The sequence below is a fragment of the Pseudomonas sp. SIMBA_068 genome (assembly GCF_046534705.1).
GTDB classification, from domain to species: Bacteria; Pseudomonadota; Gammaproteobacteria; order Pseudomonadales; family Pseudomonadaceae; genus Aquipseudomonas; species Aquipseudomonas putida.
The window spans coordinates 1-246 of the sequence record NZ_JAWRYI010001318.1 but is presented as its reverse complement, the minus strand read 5'-3'; the positions used below and the strand labels follow the sequence as shown (position 1 = coordinate 246).

Here is a 246-nt window from a genome sequence, read left to right as displayed (position 1 = left end):
ATGTAGGCATACGTCAATCGCCTGTAGTCCTCGACTGCAGCGATTATTGCATAATCGTTTGATGACTCAGAGGGTGTGTAGATGTTCTGGTTCAGTTGTCCGCTCCCCTTGACCAGGTACCAGAAGGCATCTTCCGGTGGGATCTCTTCAGCGCCTCCAATTGCCTCCACCCACATCGACAGTTTTACACCCTGGGGATGTGCTTCCACCTCGAACCATGCATTAGGATTGCTCCAGGGGACCAAC

At 52.4% G+C, this 246-nt stretch carries 1 protein-coding gene; it reads right to left on the bottom strand.

Translation table 11 applies throughout. From position 1 onward, the window contains the following. Positions 1-246: hypothetical protein (locus SB756_RS33860; protein WP_410913736.1), on the bottom strand; the 246-nt coding region annotated here is incomplete at both ends.